The 240-nt window shown below is 32.1% G+C and carries 1 protein-coding gene; it reads right to left on the bottom strand.

Features of this window, described 5'->3' with window-relative positions; all coding sequences use genetic code 11:
• Positions 1-219, bottom strand: a 219-nt coding sequence (locus tag AB3H93_RS14190) for a hypothetical protein (protein WP_368020742.1), incomplete at its 3' end; no start/stop codon positions are given.
• Positions 220-240 lie beyond the last annotated feature (21 nt).

Below are 240 nucleotides of genomic sequence, written 5' to 3'. Positions count from 1 at the left end.
ATTTTTTTCAATTGCTCCCTCTACATATATCTTATAAATTTGAGCCAACGTGCAGCCATTTTTCTCCGCAATTCTTTGAATTTGATGGTTCATTGCTTTATAATCTCTAATATATTGATATGGAAGTACTTTTATGTCAGTTTGAGTCAAACAAAGCCGGTTACCTATTTCTTCTTTAGACATTCCCTTAATTGAATGTTGTATAATAAATTCAGCCATTCGATGTTTAACCATTCTCGG

It is taken from the genome of Enterococcus sp. C74 (genome assembly GCF_040887125.1).
In the GTDB taxonomy this organism is placed as follows: domain Bacteria; phylum Bacillota; class Bacilli; order Lactobacillales; family Enterococcaceae; genus Enterococcus_B; species Enterococcus_B hirae.
Note: the sequence above shows the minus strand (reverse complement) of the source record. Positions and strands in the feature narration are given on the sequence as shown.